General features: G+C 77.2%; 1 protein-coding gene. It reads right to left on the minus strand.

Annotated elements, in window-relative coordinates:
* A partial coding sequence (locus tag ESO86_RS17995; protein ID WP_165308384.1) for an AMP-binding enzyme occupies nt 1-747 on the minus strand: 747 nt, incomplete at both ends.

A 747-nucleotide genomic window follows, 5' to 3' on the forward strand; every position in this document is an offset into this window, starting at 1 on the left:
GAGCCGAGTGCCGGGTTCGAGCTCGACGACGGCCGCGATGCGCTCGCCCAGCAGGTCGTGCGGCTCGCCGACGACGGCGGCGTCGCGGACCCCGGGCAGCGCGACCAGGCGCGCCTCGACGTCCTCGGCGAGCACCGTCGCGCCGGCCGTGATGATCGCCGAGTCACCGCGTCCGAGCACCCGGATTCCGCCGCTCGGCGTGCGCTCGGCGAGGTCGCCGACCGTCGCGAACCCGTCGGCGTCGCGGCGCAACCGCCCGCCGACCACGTCGAGTGCGAGGTACGGCGACCGCGCCCAGAGCTCGAGGCCCGCGTCGGCGGGCCGCACGTCGACCTCGACGCCCTCGAAGGGCTGCATGCCCGCGTTCACCCCGCCGTCGTGCTCGTGGCGGGCCGCGAGGACGAACGACAGCTCGGCGGCGCCGTAGTACTCCACGAGGCGGATGCCGCGCGCCGCCGCCTGCTCGCGGAGGCGGGCAGGCAGTCCCGCGCCCGCGACGATCGCCGTCGTCGGCAGTGCCGCGTCGGTGGAGAGCAGGCGCGCGAGGCGCGTCGGGGTCGCATGCAGCGCGGTGGCCGACGCGAGGTCGTCGGTGACCGTCGCGCCGATCCAGAGCGCGTGCAGCGCCGCGTAGAGGTGCATCGACGCGCCGAGCGGACCGGTCACCGCGATGCGGTCGCTCGCGCCGAGGCCGGCGAGCGCTGCCAGCGGCCCGGCCGACGCGAGCCAGGACTCCAGCGTGCGCGC

The organism is Agromyces binzhouensis (genome assembly GCF_004135055.1).
In the GTDB taxonomy this organism is placed as follows: Bacteria; Actinomycetota; Actinomycetes; order Actinomycetales; family Microbacteriaceae; genus Agromyces; species Agromyces binzhouensis.